The organism is Arthrobacter sp. Y3225116 (assembly GCF_059091245.1).
Window position 1 is genome coordinate 1 of sequence record NZ_JBNHGL010000409.1, and the last position, 1,547, is coordinate 1,547.

Genomic DNA, 1,547 nt, shown 5'->3' on the forward strand with positions numbered 1-1,547 from the left:
TCAGCCGTGGGGGCGTCCGGGAGCTCCCCCCGGCCGGACTCGGCGGGGGCGTCCGGGAGCCGCCCCGGTTCACAGGAGTGTCCGGCGTGAGGCATCGCGGCGTCAGCCCAGCTGGCTGTTGAAGCCCTCGCCGATGAACTCGACGAGCGCCTCACGCTCTTCCAGCGGCAGGAAAGCGGCCTCGGCCGCGTTGAGGGTGATCTCCAGCAGGTCGTCCAGGTCGTAGTCGAAGGTTTCCACCAGCAACTCGTATTCGTCGGTGAGCGTGACTCCGCTCATCAGCCGGTTGTCGGTGTTGATCGTGACCTTGAACCCGGTCTGGTAGAGCAGGTCGAACGGGTGGGAGTGGATATCCTCGCCGAAGACGGAGATCGCGCCGGTCTGCAGGTTCGATGACGGGCTGCACTCGAGCGGGATGCCCCGGTCGCGGACCCACGAGGCGACCCGGCCCAGCGTGACCATGCCGACCTCTTCGCCGTCCTCGTCGTCGGGCCCGAAGTCCACCTGGATGTCCTCGGCGATCCGGACGCCGTGGCCCAGCCGCAGCGCGCGGCCGCTGACCAGCGCGTCCACGATGCTGTCCACCCCGGCCGCCTCGCCGGCGTGGATCGTCACCGGGAACTGCTGTTCGGCCAGGTAGGTGAAGGCGTCCTTGAAGCGCGAGGGCGGGAAGCCGTCCTCGGCACCGGCGATGTCGAATCCGACGACGCCCCGGTCGCGGTGGCGGACGGCGAGTTCTGCGATCTCCTGCGAGCGGTCGGCATGCCGCATGGCGGTGACCAGCTGGCCCACCTGGATGGGGCGGCCGCTGGCTTCCACGGCGGCCACGCCGGCGTCCAGGCCTGCCTGGACGGCCTCTACCGCCTCGTCCAGGGTCAGGCCCTTGGTCAGGTGCTGTTCGGGCGCCCAGCGGACCTCGCCGTAGACCACGCCGTCGTCGGCCAGGTCCTCGACGAATTCGCGGGCCACGCGGAACAGGCCGTCCTTGGTCTGCATCACGGCGATGGTGTGGTCAAAGGTTTCCAGGTAGCGGACCAGCGAGCCGGAATCCGCCGATTCGCGGAACCACTCCCCGAGCGCCACCGGGTCGGTGGAGGGCAACTCGTGGCCCTCGGCGGCGGCAAGTTCAATGATCGTGGCCGGGCGCAGTCCGCCGTCCAGGTGGTCGTGCAGCGAAACCTTCGGCAGGCTGCGGATGTCGACGTCGAGGTCGGCTGCGGTGTCTTCGGAGTATTCAGGCTCAGTCACAGGCACCACCTTACGCGAGCACCGGGCACGCCTGAACCGGCGCGGATGCCCCCGCCGGGTTCAGTCGTCGAGTCCGGCGGCGGAACGGTTGCGGGAGGGCACGGCCAGGGGAACGTACGGTTCGAAGCGGACGGTCCGCGAGCCCGCTGCCGGCAGCTGGTCGGCGGGATCGCGCCGTGCAACTACTGCTGCATCCGGGCTCTCCGCGGCCGCGCCCGCGTCACCTGCTGCCGCCGGCCCCACTCCCGTCGCCGGCCCGGCTTCCGCCGTCGAACCGGCTTCGCCCGCCGGGCCCGCCT

The 1,547-nt window shown here is 70.6% G+C and carries 1 protein-coding gene and 1 pseudogene; both read right to left on the reverse strand.

Translation table 11 applies throughout. The features are described from left to right. Positions 1 to 102: 102 nt before the first annotated feature. Complete coding sequence (locus tag AC5RV2_RS17855) at positions 103 to 1,248, reverse strand: adenosine deaminase (protein WP_494093438.1); 1,146 nt, start codon at positions 1,246 to 1,248, stop codon at positions 103 to 105. 60 nt (positions 1,249 to 1,308) lie between these two features. Further along, positions 1,309 to 1,547, reverse strand: a pseudogene (locus tag AC5RV2_RS17860) (hypothetical protein); the annotation flags it as partial.